Below are 14,161 nucleotides of genomic sequence, written 5' to 3' on the forward strand. Positions count from 1 at the left end.
GCCCTCACCTCAGCGGAACGGCGGCGAAACCACTGCCGCCCGGCGGGGCGCGGAGGCCAGGAACTCACCGACGCGCTTGACGATCAGGTTCATCTCGTAGGCGACGAGGCCTACATCGATGTCCGCCTCCCCGAGGAGAGCGAGGCAGGCTCCCTGCCCCGCCCCGGTCACGAACAGGAATGCCTTCTCCAACTCGACGATCGTCTGCCGGACGGCTCCCGCGGCGAAGTGTCGGCCCGCGCCCCGGGCCAGGCTCTGGACACCCGACGCGACGGCCGACATGTGTTCGGCGTCGTCTCGGCCGAGTTCGCGCGAACGGGCGATCAGCAGTCCGTCGGACGACAGCACGATCACATGCCTGGTCCTCGGGATCCGGCGGACCAGGTCGTCCAACATCCAGTCGAGTTCCGTGCCCTGTTTCGGCGTCTCTGTCATCGCGGGTCCCACTGTCCTTCTCCGGCCGTCGAGTTCCCGGCCACGTCGTCTGGTCCGCTGTCTGGTCCGCCGTCGGGTCCCCGGTCCGCGTCCGCGCGGCCCTGGTCCGACCGGCGCTGGTACATCGTCATCATGCGGCGTGCCTCGTCGGCCGAACGCTCCGCGGGCTCCGCTGCGGGACGCGGCGGCTCCGACTCCGTCGGATGGAGCAACTGCGGTCGAAGGTTGGCCTGGCGTACCCGGCGAGGCAGCCCGCTCGTCGGCGACTCCGGCCGCTGCCCGGCCGCGGTTCGGAGCGGCGTCGTAGAGGCCGACGCGTGTTCGACCGGGCGCGGACGCGGGTCGGTGGCGGGCGTATCGGTCGCGGGTGGGTCGATCGCCGGCGCCGACGAGGTGTCCGTCCGCCATGGCGCCGCATCGGCCGTCGCCTCGACCTCGTCGGGGTTCGGAATGTTCTTCCCGGTCTTCTCGAGAAGGTGCGTCGGCAACAGGACGATCGCCGAAGTTCCCCCGTAGGGGGAGGAACGCAGGGTCACCGTGAGGTGGTGACGGGCCGCCAACCTCGCGACGACGAACAGCCCGATCCGGGAGTCGCGCGTGAAGCCCATGACGTTGAACGCGGGTGCCGCGGCCAGCAGTCGGTTGGCCTCCTCTCGGGCCTCTTGGGACATGCCGAGGCCGCGGTCCTCGATTTCGATCGCCAACCCCTTGGACACCACTTCGGCATTGACCTGCACGCGCGTGTGCGGTGGGGCGAACGTCGTCGCGTTCTCCACCAGTTCGGACAGCAGGTGCATCACATCGCCCGCCACCGGGCCGGCGAGCGTGACATCGGGAATGACCGTCAGTTGGACCCTGGCGTACTCCTCGGTCTGCGAGGCGGCCCCGCGCAGGATCTCGGTCAACCCCACAGGGCGACGCCAGCGCCGGGCGGGCATCGAGCCGCCCAGGATGGACAGGTTCTCGGAGTTGCGCCGCATTCGCGTGGCCAGGTGATCCACCCGGAACAGTTCGGCCAGCAGATCGGGATCCTCGCTGTCGCGTTCCATCGCGTCCAGCAGGGCGAGTTGCCGGTGCACCAGTCCCTGACTGCGGTGCGCGAGGTTCAGGAACACCCGGCTGATGCCCTCACGCGTCTCGGTCTGCTCGATCGCCGCCCGCACCGCGATGCGCTGCGCCGTGGCGAACGCGCTGGCGACCTGCCCGACCTCGTCCGAGCCGTGGTCGACGTCGGGGACCGTGTCGGCGAGATCGACCTCCTCGCCCCGCTGCAACCGGGCCATGACATCGGGCAGTTGTCGATCGGCCAGGTGCAGCGTCGCGCTGCGAAGGTTCCGAAGCCGGCGGATGAGTGCGCGGGAGATCAAAACGGAGATCAGCACGGCCAACGCGATGGCCGCCAGGGTGAGCACGCTGGTCACGATCACCGAGGTGATCAGGGTGTCGACCCGGTCCTCGGCGAACCCGATGGCGAAGTCCACCTGGGCCAAGGTGAGTTGTTGCAGGCTTGCGGCAACCTTGAGCATCGTGTCCTGCCAGGTCCCGACGGGGGTCGGAATCCGGCCGGAGTCCATGGCCGACTGCTCCGCGGTCACCAGTGCGGACCATTCCGGGCCGGCGATGATCGTCCGGTAGCGCTCGGCCTGCGCGTCCCGCAGTGAGGGCGCGACCACGGCCCACTGCTCGCGCTGGGCGCCGACGAGTCGATTGAACTGCCTTTGCCCGTCCGCGGTCAGGCCCGAAGGGGAGGACAGCCCCGCGGACAGCAGCGCGTTCTGTCGGGCGAAGCCCTCCAGAGCACGGAACAACGCCACAGCGGTCGCGGCCTCGTTGATCGACTTGGCGTCCGCGGTCAGGCGCGCCTCGGCCTCGAAGTACGTCATGCCGGTGCTCAGGGCGGCGGTGTAGAACTGGTAGGCGGCGCCGTGGTCCACCTGGCGGGCGTCGATCTGTTGCCGAAATCCCGGCAATGCCCCGAGACCCTCGACGATCTGCGCGAAGATCCGCTTCAGATCGGGTGGATTCTTCGCGACCACCGGTCCCGCGGCCCGCCGCATCGTCTCGAGCGCCCGGTTGGTGTTCTCGCGCTGCCGGTCGAGCGGCGCGCGATCGGACCGTGGCTGGGCGAGGTACACCATCGACAGCCGGCGCTCCTCCTGAAGCGCCACCATCGCGGTCTCGCTCTTGATCCCGACTCTTTCCACGTCATGGACGGTCTGGCGCAGGTCCAGGGCCTCGTTGAACCGGCTGAACGTATAGGTGCCCCACAGCGCCGCCAGGGCCAGGCTCGGGACCAGTACCAGGACGAGGATCCGGGTCCGAATCGACCAGTTGCCCTGAAGGCCGAGCTGCGGCCGGCGGCCGGTCCGTGAGCCGCCCGCCCGCCGCGAGCCCCCTCCGCGTCTGCCTCTGCGGACTGTCGACCGGGCCCCGCTGCCCGGCGGGACCGGTTCGGGGGGTGGGGCCGCGAATCGGGCAGCGGCTTCGGCATCCTGTGGTGAATCGGACAGCAAGTCGAATCTTCCCCTGCATGGTGGAATCCGAGCACGCGTGTCGCACACCTGCCCGGCGTAGGCGCCCAAGGTGCCGGCTGTCGGATCGTCGGCCTCCACGATTTGCGCACGCGACACCGTCAATCCCCGCACGACGGTCGTCGGATCACACACACGTATCGAACGCGAGCACGGTGGGTCACCTCGGTGGAGTGCACTCGCCTTCCAGGCGGTGTCGACCGCGGTGCCCCACGTCCTGGGATCGCCGGTAGTCGCTGGGCGTGACGCCGTGGAAGTGGCGGAAGGCTCGGGCGAAGACGGTCGCGTTCTCGATCCCAACGGATCGGGCGATGGCCACGATCGGACGGTGTCGTAGGCGCGGGTTCGCCAGGATCCGACGCGCTTCCTCCAGCCGAGCCTCCCGAATGAACCTGGCGGGCGACGTTCCGCTTTCACGGAAGACGATCTCGACGTAGCGCACGGAGACCCCGAACGCCGCCGCGACGGCCTTCGCGGACAGTTCCGGCTCGGCGAGACGACGCTTCACGAAGTCCCGCATACGCAGGAGTTGGGCGTGGTGTCCGAGCAGCCGATTCACCCCGGATCGCTCGCCGGCCTCGTCGTAGCGCAGCACGGAGAACAACAACTCGCTCACGGTGTGGCCGAGTTCGGGCAACGAGTCCGGATCCAGCCGCCCGGCGCCCGCGCAGATCTCCTCGACCGCGGCCAGCAGGACACGCAGCATCGGATTCTCGGCGGCGATGCGGCGTCCGAGGCGCTCCGCGTCGACCGATACCACCCGCAGCACCTCCGCCCGAGGCAGCATCAACACGATGTGATGGGCAAAGCCTTCGGCACTGAGCTGAAAGGGAGCCGTGCTGTCGAGCAGGACCGCGTCGCCGCGTCGCAGGGGTGACCAGACGTTCCCCTTCAGCGACGAGCTCATCTCCCGCGCGATCGACAGCATGTAGAAGTCGTCCTGGTCGCCCGCGAGCATCCTGGGGGCACGAACGACTCGGACCGGGTCCGAACCGACGTTGGTCAAAGTCAGGAAACCCAAGTCGAGTTGGAGAGCCCAGCCCGTGTAGTGGCCATGGTCTCCCGGGCGGCCGATCGGAATGGCGTCGAGTTCGACGAGGCAGTCACGCAACATCCGCCGCCAGGCGTCGACATCCGGCGACAGACCACCGACTCCGCAGGACGGGTTCGGCGTGGCGAGGACACCGGGCGCAGTTCGGCGGAGTGTGCTCGGGGCAGCGATCTCCCTTCCTTCGTGAAACGACCGCGCGGGCCTGGGGGGCAGGCTCATGGCATCGTCCTTTCTTGTCCGACCTCTTGCGGAACACCTCGCCGATCGGCCGGTCCGGGGGTCGGCTCCGCACGCCGACACGACCTCTTTCGCCGGACGAACGTCCGTCCGGAGGAGGGATGCGATCCGGCCCCGCGGCACACGGGACGGTAACCGCGCTGTACACGGCTCGGTGCAACGACAAGCCGAAAATGTACAGACCGGGTGCGCGAATGGTCGGTTCCGGGGGTTGTCGTGACCGCAGGATGTTCTCCGCCGTCCCCATCCCCCGGGCGGTCGTGACGAACTCCGCGTTTTGGGGCGGTCGTTCCGGGGGGTCGACGTTGCGATGGGCGAATGAAGTCCCGACGACGGGTCGGCGGGGAGCACGAACAGGAGGCGGACATGCGCACGGCCCTGGTCCTCGGAGGCAGCATCGCGGGACTTCTGGCTGCTCGGGTGCTCAGTGATCATGCCGACGAGGTAGTGATCCTCGAACGCGACGACGTCGCGCTCCCGGGCGACTTCGCGGGCAATCACGAGCCTCGACCGGGAGTCCCGCAGGGGGCGCAGATGCACGCTCTCCTGGACGCCGGCCGCAGGCGGCTGGAACAGTGGTTTCCCGGCATCTCCGCCGAGCTCGTCGCCGGCGGGGCCACCCTCGCGGACTCGGGTGGCGACGTACATTCCTACCTCGACGGCAGGCTCAAGATACGGGTCGGCGGTATGGAGATGATCAGTGCCACGCGCCCCTACCTGGAGGCACACATCCGTCGCCGGGTGTCGGCACTCGACAATGTGCGCCTGGCCCAAGGCGCGGTGCGCGGGCTGGCCTTCACCGGCGACCGGGTGAGCGGGGTACGGTACGTCGACGCCGGCGCGGGCGGGACCGACGCGGATGTCCTGGCCGCCGACCTGGTGGTGGACGCGACCGGTCGCGGCAGCCGAATCGCGGCCTGGCTGAAGGAGGGTGGCTGGCCGGAGCCGGGTATGCGGCGCATGCACGTGGACCTCGGCTACGCCACCGCACTGTTCCGTCGCCCCGAAGGAGCACCGACCCCGACCGTGGCACAGTCCATGGTCAACCTGCCGAACGGCCGAATGCGGATGGCCACGCTGGGCCGGGTCGAGAGCGACAGGTGGATCGTCCTGATGGCCGGCTACACGGACGACCGGCCGACTCGGGGCGTGGAGGAGTTCGTGTCGCGCTGCAAGGAGGACCCGGCGGCACCCTTTCGTCGGCTGGCCGAGGACGGCGAGCCGATCGGCGAGCCGGCCATCTATCGGCATCCGGACAGTCGGCGGCGCGACTTTCATCTTCTCGACCGCTTCCCGGCCGGACTCGTCCCGATCGGCGACACCCTGGCCTCGTTCAACCCGGTCTACGGCCAGGGCATGTCCTCGGCGGCGATGCACGCCTCGTGCCTGGCTACCTGGCTCGAATCCGGAAAGTCTCCGCTGGGACCGGCATGGTCGTACCTCAAGCAGGTCCGGGACACCGTCGACGACGCTTGGCGGACGTCGACGCTCAACGATCTGAGGCTGGCACACGTCACCGCTCCCCGACCGCGGGGCTTCAAGGTCGTCTCCGGTATCGGCGACCTCGTCGTCCGAGCCTCGGTGACCGATCCGGTGACACACCTACGCTTCCTGAAGGTGATGCACATGCTCGCCCCGGCGAAGTCACTCATGCGCCCGGGGGTAGTCCTGCGCGCCGCCCGGGAGGTGCGCAAACAGACCCCGAAGACCGCGCCCGCCCCGTGACAACCAGTCGTCGGTGAACGCGCCGGCGGGTCGCAACGCGCGTCTGCTGCGGTGACCCGCGCCAGGTTCGGCAGTTGCTCAGGCCGGGTCGGTGCCGCGTCCTGGCGTCGGGTTGAGTTCTCGCCCGACGCCGAGGCCGCGATCGTCAGCAGCCACCTCGCCGAGAGGTTTCGACGGTATGGCGGATCGCGGACGCGAGATCGAGTTCGCCAGGGCGGCGTCGTGACGGAGATCGATCGGGAACACCTCGCGGTGGAGTCCCACATGAGGCAGTCCCGGGCTTCCGGTGGCCGCCTTCTCGAATCGGGGCCCTCCGCGAGACTCATTTTCATTTCCGCGTGTTCTACGCCAATCGCGCGGAAGCAATGTGGCGTTCGCTGATGCACGCGGATCATGGGACGTGCGGGTGCCGCCGGAGAGCATCGATCACGACACCGACACCGGGACGTCGTACCCGATCGGGCAACGGGTCGAAGACCGGCACCGAGCCCGTACAGCCGGATCGATCACCCCGCAGCGCGTCGAGCTGCTCCAACGACCGGCCATGGTCCGGAGTAGCAACGACAGAGACTTCGAGAGCGGACTCGCCATGGATGGCGCCTACGCGGCAAAGGCACTTGGGGACCGCGCCCGCCGACCGCGAGGGGCACCCGGACCCGGCGCGCACACGTCAAAACGGCGCAGGGTGCCGCGGTCGACAGTGGTGGGCCGGTGCGGGTCGTCCTGAGGAGGGTGTAGGCCGTGGGTCGACCATCGTGCTCGGCACGAGGGTGATGGACGGCGGAGGTGTTTCGGTGGTCGACCGGGGAGGTCTTGGGGGGCGCACGGACCGGGTGCGGTGCTCCTGCCGTCGCGGGCGACGTTCCATCGGTGGGTGAACGCGATGACCGATCCTGCGGCCGGTCCGTTCGGTGCCCTGCCGGCGGGACGTCGGCGACTAGAGTGGGGTCGGTCGGATCGTCGTGAGGGGTGTGGGGTGACTGCCGAGCCCGAGTATTCGACTCCGGTAATGGCGCGGCCGGAGCGCACGATCGAGGGTGTGCGCCAGGCGATCGCGTTGTTGGCGCCGCACTGGCTTCCCGAGATGGACCGGTCCCAGCGCGAGGCGACCGCGAAGGCGTTGGAGATCAACCGGCTCGACCCGTTGCGGGGCTGGTTGCGGCATTGGGCGGCGATCGCGGAGATCGAGCGTCACCCGGATCTGGCGTTCCGTTACCACCACGCCGAGCAGGTCGACACCGTCAGTGACGACCCCCGGGTGCGTGCCCGCGGTGTGCGGGTCGCCACCGAGTTGTTGCGGGCCGCCTATGCCGCGGTGGGCGTGTGAGCTGGGGCTGGGAGTACGAGCCCGACCAGGCGAGCGTGGTGGGCGGAGCCCCGGAGGCGTTCGTCGCCCTGGTCGAGACCGCGGCCGCGGAGATCGTCCGCGCGGCCGAGGCGCTGTACCTCGACGGGACCCTGTACGAGGGGCCCAATCCCCGCGCGGCAACGGCCTACATCGACGACGGCATGTTCGTGTACCTGATCGTGGTACGCAGCGAAGGCGTCTACGTCCTGCAGACGACGTACCTCCCCACCTCCTAATATCGTTGTCAAGCGGCAGCAATGACGGGAAGTCCACGCTGAAAGGACTTTCCGTCACGAATATGGGCCCACAGGACGTTGACGCGTCGTCGGGCCAGGGCGAGGACAGCCTGGGTGTGCCGCTTGCCTTCTGCGGGCTTGCGTTCGTAGAAGCGGCGTGACTCCTCGCAGTTGCGGATGCTGATGAGCGCGGAGGTGTAGAAGACGCGCTGGAGGCCGCGGTGGTGGCGCCGGGGGCGGTGCAGGTTGCCGCTGATGTTGCCGGAGTCGCGGGGCACCGGGGCGGCACCGGCGAAGCTGGACAGGCGGTCGCCGCCGGCGGAGCGGCTCCTGTCGCCGGGGCGCCGAGGGCCTCGACGGTCGACAAAGGCCCACTCGCGCGTCCGCACGGACGGTCGAAACACGGCCGGTCGCTCCCGGACACATCCGGTTCGCATCCCACACGCCCAGCCGCCATGCATGCCGGCTGCGAAGGGCATCACTAGGGCGCTCCATAGGGTCGGTCAACATCCTGACCTTCCACCGGCAGTTCGGTGCGCAGGTGCTCGGTGGCCTGCCGGCCGACGATCACGCGGGAGTGGACGTGCGAAGCATGCTTTTGGGCCAGGGCACCTGCGTAAATTGAGTCATTGAGCGGATCCTGAACCACGGGGGTGCGACGGTGAACCTCAGACGTTCTCGGCGATGCCGAACCTGACCGGCTTGGCGATCTGCCCGAGGCGTGGCACCGGTCGAACGCATTGGGCCTCGACGCAAGCACCGTATTGTCCGTCGACGGAATGCACGCCTTCCAGGTACACGCGCGGGACTGCTTCGACGAGGACCGCGCGGTCGCCATCCTGTCCTTCGCGCGGGAGCACGGCGCCGACCTGATCGGCTGCCACGCAGCGCCCACTGGTGCCGGCCGAGGGGTTCTCGCCCACGACTTCCTGCGCGCGTCACGGTCCAGAAGATCCAAGGCATCTCGATGGGAAGCCTCCGGCATCGATACGCTCCGTAGAGTGGCCTGATGTTCGATCGGTTGCAGATCAGGGTGCTGTCGCAGGGCCCCGGGCTCCCCGCCGAGCTGCGGTTCTGGGTCAACGGCGAGGACGTGGTGGAACGAGCCGTCGGTGAGGGGGGTCAAGGGCTGTTCGCGACTGATGCACTGCCTGCGCAGAGCCCCAGCCCGCTGCGGGCGACCGGTGAGGCACGACGTGTGGAGCTTGGGGAACCCGAGTGCAGCGGCGGCTGCTGCGGCTTCCTGTCCGTGGTCGTGCAGAAGATCGGGGACGTCGTGCATTGGCGCGACTGGGTCGTTCCGTACGGCCGTGAAGACCTGCCGCTGGAGCTTCACTTCGCTGCGACCCGGTACGACGCCGAGCTGTCCCGCGTCGAGGCAGACCGATGGTGGCAGGACGATACGTAGAGGACCGCCATGGACGGACCTCCACGCCGTTGTCCGATGACCCCGCCGTTGCGATCTTGCCGGAATGGACAGATATCGTCGAATGTTCCGACAGACTATTCGCGAACCCTCGCTATCGCCCGGAAAGACTCCAGCCGCTCGAGGAGTTCGCGGACTTCGGTAGCAGCACAGGCTCTTTTTTCCATCCGATCGGATATTCCTTCCGATATCGAGTGGACAAGATTGCCGACCTGAAACTCTTTGCCGGAATTCAAGTCTTCGATGATACTCTTCATTCGGGTTGCAGGTACGGACGAGACGATCGAGTGGCCATTGGCACCGAATGCACAGGATTCATCGTCCAGGCTGACGAAGCGAATAGGTGACCGCTTCTCCCCGCGAATGATCACACCGTCTGCGAGCCTGCGCCCAGCCCTGGGCGAAGGTGGCGGCTCGAATCCCACTGCCGTCCAGCGGCGCAGGGACAGAGTCTGAAGACGTGCCTCGAGATTCCTTGTGTGACCGAACTCCCGAAAGATCTCGAGCGCTTCACCGAGGGGCGGAGGAAGCGATGATGAAAGATATCCGTACGCGTCGGGACCCGAGGCTGTTGTCGAGCGTACTGCGGGCAGCAGGTCGGAAATAGAGAATCCGTTCTCTGCCATTCTGTCCGCATCGAGGTCGATCAGCAGTGCATCCACGTCGTGGGCAAATTGGTGTTCTCCTCGCGGAACTCCGACGTTGACGCTGGTAGCAGATTCCCGACCCACTGTCTCACCTACATGATAGTAGCTCGCAGGCCAGTACAGAAGATCACCGGGCCCGACCTCCACAGCGAACGATTCCCCAATGTAGCGCCGATAGTCGGTCTTCGTCGTGATCTCCTCGCTCCATGGACGATGCGACCAGAAGCGCATTCTCTTGCGGCCTCGAAGCCCGAACATGAATGTGGCGAAATTATCCTTGTGCACTCCCACCGGACTGGAGTCGTAGTTTCCATGGAACAGAGTGGTGATAGCGCCGCTCACGGGCATTCCCACGCGACGCCACAGGCTTTCGAAGAAGTCACGCTCCCTCATCCAGACAGAAAAATCAAAGGCATGGAATATATTGAACATCAACGCGTAGCAGCGACCCGCCAACACGTGGCCCAATCGCCTCTCGTAGCCTTCGAAGGATCCGTCGGCTACGACTGGCAAGAACCCACCGGCCTCTCGTTGCCACTCTCGTTCGATCGTGAGGGAAGTATGAAGCGGAACGAGATTCGTGTTGGTCGCGGCCTGTGATTTCACCGCAGCGGTGAATACCTCTCCCTCGACGAAAGGAGGTGTTCCCGTATTCCGAAAGAGTACAGGTCTGCGATCCCAGTACTGGTCGGCGAAAACGCGCCAGTCGAGTTCGCATTCCACGGCCGGTTCGGACATTTCAGTCTCCTTGAGCCGAGATCACGTCCACGGCACGGAGGGCATGAAGCCTGCGGAGCAGATGCCTGCCGTCGCGAGCGTTCGCGCCGGAAAGGCGAACGAGTCCGCCGATCGTGAGGTACTCGGACGTATGCAGTTCTTTCAGCATCTGATCAGCAAATGCGCCACGAATCGAGAATGCATGGCCGTTGGCCGCCCAGATGCTGCTTCCTCGGCTGCTCGGCAATCGGATCACGTCCGTGGCGAGAGCAAGCTTTTGATCGTCCTGGAGCTCAACGTCCGATGCAGCCGCAGGCACCGGCTGCAATCCGCCGGCGCTCACGCACTTGGCGAACATGACGAGCAGCGTCCACTCGGCGTGGATGTCGTTACTCGATGCCTGCAGGTTCAGGGCCGCAGTCCGCAGTGAGGGCATCGTTGGCAAGGAACCGTCTGCCTCGTATACCGGGGGGTACGGAAGGTATGGGGCGGCCATCAGACCGGCTCGCTTCTGTGTCATCCGGCCCAACAGATCCCGCACTTCGCCGGTCGGCAGGTGTCCTCCTGTGGGAATCAACAGTCGCAGGGTCAGACAACCGCCTTGGTAGGTGACCGTGGGTCGGTGGGATGCGGGCCAGTACAGCAGGTCCCCCGCAACCCCCGACATCGTTTCATCTTCGGCAAAGTGAACCTCGACGGCACCGCGCAAGACCCACGTCAACACCGCGTAGCCCACAGGGGTGTCCGCCCTCGCCCCGAGACCACTGGCCAGCACGAGTTCCGAGGGCACCGATACCGTGGGGTAGCCGGTCTCACTCCAGAGCGACGCCAGCATGCTGCGCACCCGTAGCCACAGAGCCGGGTTCAGATGGAGCGCCTGACGAACGACCAGCAAATGGCCATCGATGGCATGACTCGCGGTCAAGCGTTGCGTATAGAGTTCGACGCTCGCATCCGCTCTGCCCGGCAAGAGGCGGCCTGGGGCACCGATTCTTCCATTCTTCGTCAGGAAGGTTACGTCCGGCAGCGTCCCGTATCGGGTTCCGGAACGAAACGGAGCACAGGCCAACGTCGCAAGTTCGAAGGCATCCTGCGCTAGCACAATCACTCCGGCTCCGGGTATGTGCGCGGGGCCCGTATTCCAGTATCGGACGGAGAAATCGGTCCAATCGATAGGGTTCACAAAAAGTGCCCCTGATCACGGAATCGAAGTCGGATGCGGTTCTCGTAGCGTTTGAGTGATTCCATATTCAGGCTTCTTCTGCGTTCGTCCACGCTACCGAAGTCCTCGATAGGAAAGGGCTCGAGTCTGCCGTTTCGCATCCGGAATTTCGTCCCGTACAGCTGAGGTCTGTCCTCTGCGATACGCAACGTGTCTGTCAGGTAGGCCACCTGCCGCCAGGGAACATCACCCGTCCGCGCCGATGCCCGGACAAGTTCAAGGTATTCCTTGAGACGGTCCGACTGGTCGACAGCATGCTGGACCAGACGACAGGCCGCGTCCGAAGCGCGTCGGCCCACCAGCGCCCGACCCGGCCACCCGTTCTCGTCGACCACCGTACGGAGCCACCGCATCGCGGCATCCGTCAACATTCTGAGCCGGCGCTCGAGAATGGTGTCGGCAAACCCACCCGCGGCCCATTCTCCACGGAGCCTCGCATCGACGCGATCCAGCCGCAGCAGTTGCCGCCTGATGGTCGCGTTGATTGGTTCTGGCGTGGGAATCTCCTCGACGCGAAGTCGGATCGTGGACTCGTCCCAGCTATATATGATGCGCTTTCCAATCTCCGCCCAATCGAATCGCGCTTCGCCATTGTTGCGATCTACCAGGTGAAGAGTGACCCCTCGTTCTATGTCGACGATATCGTGTACTTCCAACTGCTCGAAGACGTACTCGATCGCGTCCCGTATCCCTACTCCGATACCGGAGAGTGTGAGTCGCGCGCCTAGATCCTTGATATCGAATGGGAGCACCAGATCGCCCGGCATCTGGGCCGGGTCAACCTCTCGGGGTGTCGATGTAAGCGGGTCCAGAAAAAGTAGTGGCCCACCGGTGGAAGCTCTGAAGAAGTAGGGCACATCGAGTCTCTCGAGCTGCTCGATCTCAGGTTGTGAAAACGCGATGGAGCCGGGTTCAATAATCTCCAGGGCTCGCGCTTCGAGTGAACTCATATAGTCCGACGTATTTCTCAGGAGAACCCGGACATTGGATTCCAAGGATATCGCCTCAATGAATTCCACGATACGGCCAGAGTTTCGACACATGAGCACCCAGGCGTCGAACATCCCGCGTAGGAAGGTCGTCAGATAGGGCCCGTAGCCTGCCCGTCCTCGCGTATCGACCACCACGGATCTCGTCTCGCCCCGTGTCCACGGATCGGAGCGACGACGCAACTGCCAAATGCCGTTCGAAGTCTTGGTGAGAAAAACCGAAGGTCCTCCCGAGGTACACCACCGGGGAGTTTTCTCCACCCCTGGATGATGATTCTCGGGCACCTCGGGATCTGCTATCAAGTTGGTATCATACAGTCGCCGAACAGGAGCAAAATGGACTTCCAGATCCACGGGATAAAGCCGTGGTTCGTGACTTTCGGAAGCCGTGCCGACGACCACGTTATCCTCGCCGAGATCTCTTATTCCGAATCCGAAGCAAGCGGCAGCCAGCGAACCTCCATCGCGCCAGAAGCGTCGGGATTCGGCTGCGGTCAGTCGAGTGCCGATCAGCCGGTGCCCTCCGGAACGTCGAATCGATGCCCGCTGAGCTGGGGATTCGACCCATTCCTGCCAAGAATGGGAACCCCGATGCGACTCGGACCCCGCGCGAACCTGAAGCACGGGCAGACGTACCATCCCGGGAGCCTGCGGCAACCTGTTGATGAGGTCGAACAGGGCACCATCCGCAAGGAAGAATTCCTCACTTCCGACAGGCCTTGGCTTGTAGGCCACCCGCCGCCCCCCACGCATATGCAGTCGAATCACACGCAGGCGCCCGTTGTGGGTCTCTGCGTCGTGTGTCCAAAGTCCTACCACGGGAAATGCAAATCCTGTTCCATCGAACCAGGAAGTCGTCGCGTCACGCCGCAACCGGATAAAGAAGGACTCCAGAAAAGCCTGGAATTCGATCCATTGTCGAGCAATGAACTGTTGAGCAAATTTCGGCGTGGCCGACGCACAGGTCGCAAAAGCCTCGCGGAGGAGAGGAGTAAAAAGCTCGCCATCGACCGGCGACAGTATCGAAGCATCGATCAGATCCCCATGGATAACGCTCGCCTTCGTACACCAAAGATCCACGTCCTCCAGAAGCCGTTTCAGCGGTGCAAATCTCGGAGCGGACAGGACCTCCGTGATCATGCACGCATCCGCCTCACCGCGAAGAGGTCGCTCGCGGTGCGTCCCGTCCGGTTGAACCGTTGCCGCGATCGGGAAGATCCCCGGAATTCCACCCGTTCGCACAGCCTGCACGATTCGACCGGATATCCCGGAATAGGATATCTTCGAGACATCTCGATCGGGTCTTATCTCCCAGAGCACGATTGCCATGTTCCCCCAGTCCGCATTTCTATACAACAAAGGGCCACTCGCCATAGATGGCGAGTGGCCCTCATGCAGTTACATGCAGTAGATCCACTTCGATGCACAAGTGTGGGCGGCAGCCTGGTCGGCACCGGCAGGCAAATCCACCTCGAGTTCACCGAGAATTGCATCCAGGTCCATCGGAGACTCTGAAATGACGGTGCTATCCAGATCCATGAAAATACCCTTTCACATGACGAGATCGCCCGAGAAGGCGTTCTCCTCGGTGCTTCTA

Annotated in this window: 11 protein-coding genes and 1 pseudogene; 4 read left to right on the forward strand and 8 right to left on the reverse strand. The window is 65.3% G+C overall.

Translation table 11 applies throughout. From position 1 onward, the window contains the following. Nucleotides 1–9 precede the first annotated feature (9 nt). The 3 genes from ACWCPW_RS14295 to ACWCPW_RS14305 form a co-directional block, all read right to left on the reverse strand. The gene (locus ACWCPW_RS14295; protein ID WP_449761814.1) at nucleotides 10–435 is read right to left on the reverse strand and encodes a roadblock/LC7 domain-containing protein; all 426 of its coding nucleotides are present in this window, start codon (nucleotides 433–435) and stop codon (nucleotides 10–12) included. After that, on the reverse strand, nucleotides 432–2,948 hold the full coding sequence (locus ACWCPW_RS14300; protein ID WP_449761815.1) for a nitrate- and nitrite sensing domain-containing protein: 2,517 nt from the start codon (nucleotides 2,946–2,948) through the stop codon (nucleotides 432–434). Before ACWCPW_RS14300 ends, ACWCPW_RS14295 begins: the two co-directional genes overlap by 4 nt. Nucleotides 2,949–3,126: 178 nt before the next feature. After that, on the reverse strand, nucleotides 3,127–4,236 hold the full coding sequence (locus ACWCPW_RS14305; RefSeq protein ID WP_449761816.1) for a helix-turn-helix domain-containing protein: 1,110 nt from the start codon (nucleotides 4,234–4,236) through the stop codon (nucleotides 3,127–3,129). Nucleotides 4,237–4,572: 336 nt separating this feature from the next. On the opposite strand from ACWCPW_RS14305, the gene ACWCPW_RS14310 reads away from it, so the two are divergent. The 3 genes from ACWCPW_RS14310 to ACWCPW_RS14320 all read left to right on the forward strand — a co-directional run bounded on the left by ACWCPW_RS14310 (nucleotide 4,573) and on the right by ACWCPW_RS14320 (nucleotide 7,563). After that, a complete protein-coding gene (locus tag ACWCPW_RS14310; protein ID WP_449761817.1) occupies nucleotides 4,573–5,979 on the forward strand; it encodes an FAD-dependent oxidoreductase in 1,407 nt (468 codons plus the stop codon). 976 nt (nucleotides 5,980–6,955) lie between these two features. Next, the gene (locus tag ACWCPW_RS14315) at nucleotides 6,956–7,306 is read left to right on the forward strand and encodes a hypothetical protein (RefSeq protein ID WP_449761818.1); all 351 of its coding nucleotides are present in this window, start codon (nucleotides 6,956–6,958) and stop codon (nucleotides 7,304–7,306) included. Then, the gene (locus ACWCPW_RS14320) at nucleotides 7,303–7,563 is read left to right on the forward strand and encodes a hypothetical protein (protein ID WP_449761819.1); all 261 of its coding nucleotides are present in this window, start codon (nucleotides 7,303–7,305) and stop codon (nucleotides 7,561–7,563) included. Before ACWCPW_RS14315 ends, ACWCPW_RS14320 begins: the two co-directional genes overlap by 4 nt. Before the next feature lie 8 nt (nucleotides 7,564–7,571). Here the strand turns inward: ACWCPW_RS14320 and ACWCPW_RS14325 are convergent. After that, nucleotides 7,572–7,901: pseudogene (locus ACWCPW_RS14325) on the reverse strand (transposase); the annotation flags it as partial. Nucleotides 7,902–8,231: 330 nt separating this feature from the next. Beyond that, nucleotides 8,232–8,486 carry a hypothetical protein gene (locus ACWCPW_RS14330; protein WP_449761820.1) on the reverse strand — a complete coding sequence of 85 codons (255 nt, stop codon included), beginning with the start codon at nucleotides 8,484–8,486 and terminating at the stop codon, nucleotides 8,232–8,234. An 86-nt stretch (nucleotides 8,487–8,572) separates the two neighbouring features. Here ACWCPW_RS14330 and ACWCPW_RS14335 point away from each other — a divergent pair, with 86 nt between their 5' ends. Then, nucleotides 8,573–8,971, forward strand: coding sequence for a hypothetical protein (locus tag ACWCPW_RS14335; RefSeq protein ID WP_449761821.1), 399 nt, complete (start codon nucleotides 8,573–8,575; stop codon nucleotides 8,969–8,971). Nucleotides 8,972–9,066: 95 nt separating this feature from the next. On the opposite strand, the gene ACWCPW_RS14340 is transcribed toward ACWCPW_RS14335, so the two are convergent. The 3 genes from ACWCPW_RS14340 to ACWCPW_RS14350 all read right to left on the reverse strand — a co-directional run bounded on the left by ACWCPW_RS14340 (nucleotide 9,067) and on the right by ACWCPW_RS14350 (nucleotide 13,704). After that, entirely contained in the window at nucleotides 9,067–10,374 is a 1,308-nt protein-coding gene (locus ACWCPW_RS14340; protein WP_449761822.1) for a JmjC domain-containing protein, read from the reverse strand. A 1-nt stretch (nucleotide 10,375) separates the two neighbouring features. Next, entirely contained in the window at nucleotides 10,376–11,278 is a 903-nt protein-coding gene (locus ACWCPW_RS14345) for a hypothetical protein (RefSeq protein WP_449761823.1), read from the reverse strand. Nucleotides 11,279–11,532: 254 nt separating this feature from the next. Beyond that, nucleotides 11,533–13,704: a DUF4135 domain-containing protein gene (locus ACWCPW_RS14350; RefSeq protein WP_449761824.1), complete on the reverse strand. Its 2,172-nt coding sequence runs from the start codon at nucleotides 13,702–13,704 to the stop codon at nucleotides 11,533–11,535. Between the last annotated feature and the right edge of the window lie 457 nt (nucleotides 13,705–14,161).

Source organism: Embleya sp. NPDC001921, from assembly GCF_053594475.1.